The 402-nt window shown below is 51.5% G+C and carries 1 protein-coding gene; it reads left to right on the forward strand.

From position 1 onward, the window contains the following. Positions 1–12: 12 nt before the first annotated feature. Positions 13–177 (forward strand): copper-binding protein, encoded by a 165-nt coding sequence (locus KMS84_RS44020; protein WP_498066971.1) that lies wholly within the window; start codon positions 13–15, stop codon positions 175–177. Positions 178–402: the final 225 nt, after the last annotated feature.

Raw genomic sequence — 402 nt, forward strand, 5'->3', positions numbered from 1 at the left:
GCGAAGCATACGGTGACTATCTCTCACGGCGCTGTTCCAGCTGTGCAATGGCCGCCGATGACCATGGCCTTTTCAGTGGCGGAAGATCAACTAACAGGGTTGACTGTCGGAGACCGCGTGACGTTTTCCTTTCGGTTAGAGAGTGGCAAAGCCACGATTGTGTCCATTAAAAAGTGAAACAGCAGTGGTGAAAGTGACCGGCACGTTTTGTCGTGCCGCTCATTACTAATAAATCTGCTTGTCAGGAAAACCGATACGTCAGTGATGTTGCTCGACGGGCTGCTTTTGGCCGATTGTGTTGAAAAAGTCGGTCCTTCCAGACAGCCCGCGTACTGACTGCTGAAAACGCCTTTTTTGCGCGCAGCTACGCGAAATCTGAGCCCGGAATCCTCTGCTTAAAGT

The sequence above is a fragment of the Streptomyces hilarionis genome (assembly GCF_024539675.1).
Taxonomy (GTDB): domain Bacteria; phylum Actinomycetota; class Actinomycetes; order Streptomycetales; family Streptomycetaceae; genus Streptomyces; species Streptomyces hilarionis.